General features: G+C 62.9%; 1 protein-coding gene and 1 rRNA gene. Both read left to right on the forward strand.

Going from position 1 to position 1,451, the window contains the following annotated elements; genetic code table 11:
• Positions 1–86: ribosomal RNA gene (rrf, locus tag NQ038_RS15110) — 5S ribosomal RNA — on the forward strand; the annotation flags it as partial.
• 279 nt (positions 87–365) lie between these two features.
• Positions 366–1,349, forward strand: coding sequence for an IS1634 family transposase (locus NQ038_RS15115; protein ID WP_257062984.1), 984 nt, complete (start codon positions 366–368; stop codon positions 1,347–1,349).
• Positions 1,350–1,451 lie beyond the last annotated feature (102 nt).

A 1,451-nucleotide genomic window follows, 5' to 3' on the forward strand; every position in this document is an offset into this window, starting at 1 on the left:
GTCCCTTTCCGAACCCGGAAGCTAAGCCCGATTGCGCTGATGGTACTGCATGCGGGAGTGTGTGGGAGAGTAGGTCACCGCCGCAATTTTTTGTATATGAGGGAGCCTGTGTGCTTGAGCCGCCCTGTAGGGGGTGGGGCTCGCACGCGGGCTCTCTTCTTTTTGTGGGTGTTGAGGACCACCCAGTGGACGCATCCGCCTGGATCCCTCGGGGAGTGCTTGGGGGGGGTGTTCTGGGGGAGTGGCTCGACACGCCTGACTTCCACAATGTTGGGCGATTTCTGGGATTTCGAGATTGTTTGTGCTGGTGAGAGGCCTACGCTTGGGGGGCGTGGGTAACTAACGGGTCGCCTAAAATGGCCGGTATGAGCCCGTTCGTCCGCCGCGTGCCTTCAAAATCCGGAGCCACTGTTGTGCAGGTCGTGGACAAGACTGGTGGGAAGTACCGGATCGTCAAGCACATCGGATCGGCTCATACCGATGCCGAACTGGCCGCGAAGATGGCCGAGGCCCGCGAATTCCTCCATCCTGAGCAGGGAGTCCTCGATTTCGACGCCGTGGACTCCGCGTCGGTAGGGCAGGCTGCGGTGCTGGGCCCGAAGCGCTCGGGCCTTCTCATCGACGTCATCCGCACCGTGTACGACCGGCTCGGCTTCAATGTGGTCGATGACAATGTGTTCTTCCAGCTTGTGTTGGCGCGGCTGGTCGAGCCGACGTCGAAGCGCGACAGCATCCGCGTCCTGAACGAGATCGGCGCGAACCCTCCGCACTACAACACGCTGCTCAACTCTGTTGCCCGGGCACACGACCGGAAGTACCGGGACCGGATCGCCGAGAAATGCTACGCGTACGCGGAATCCACGGGCGGTGTCACGCTGTGCCTCTACGACGTCACGACCCTGTACTTCGAGGCGGAGAAGGAAGACGACCTGCGCAAGGTCGGCTACTCCAAAGAGCGCCGCGTCGATCCGCAGATCGTCGTGGGCCTGCTCGTCGACCGGACCGGCTTCCCACTCGAGATCGGCTGCTACGAAGGCAATAAAGCCGAAACGCACACGATCATCCCGATCGTCAAGCAGTTCCAAGACCGCCACGGCATCGCCGACATGGTCATCGCCGCCGACGCCGGCATGCTCTCATCCAAGAACCTGAGGGACCTCGACGATGCGGGCCTGCGGTTCATCGTCGGGTCCCGACAGACCAGGGCACCCGGCGACCTGGCCACGTACTTCCACTGGGAGGGCACCGCCACCGACGACGGGCGCGTCGTCGACACGATCACCCCGCGCGGGACCAAGGGCCTGGACCCCGACCGGGTGAAAACGGGCTCATCCGATTTGGGAGTGTAGTTGGGGTCTGAATCCCCCTGCTTCCAGGAGGCTGCGTGCAACGTAGTTGGTCAGGTTCCGGAAGCCGAGGGCGGAGCCTCGGAGGTGCTCGAGTCTTCCGTT

This window comes from Brevibacterium sp. 50QC2O2 (assembly GCF_024580675.1).
In the GTDB taxonomy this organism is placed as follows: domain Bacteria; phylum Actinomycetota; class Actinomycetes; order Actinomycetales; family Brevibacteriaceae; genus Brevibacterium; species Brevibacterium moorei.